Here is a 249-nt window from a genome sequence, read left to right on the forward strand (position 1 = left end):
CACGAAGCCGGTGTGGTCGAACTCCCCGACGGCAGCGCGTACACCGCCGTGGTGTTCACCCAGGCGGCCCGCGCCGACAGCACCCTGCCGCGGGCCGACGCCGTGATCGGCGCGGCCGCCCACACGAAGCCGGTGTGGTCGAACTCCCCGACGGCAGCGCGTACACCGCCGTGGTGTTCACCCAGGCGGCCCGCGCCGACAGCACCCTGCCGCGGGCCGACGCCGTGATCGGCGCGGCCGCCCACACGA

General features: G+C 75.9%; 1 pseudogene. It reads left to right on the forward strand.

The annotated features are described in order from the left end of the window. Positions 1-228 (forward strand): annotated as a pseudogene (locus tag G3I19_RS37925) (hypothetical protein); the annotation flags it as partial. Between the last annotated feature and the right edge of the window lie 21 nt (positions 229-249).

It is taken from the genome of Streptomyces sp. SID10853, assembly GCF_010548145.1.
Lineage (GTDB): Bacteria > Actinomycetota > Actinomycetes > Streptomycetales > Streptomycetaceae > Streptomyces.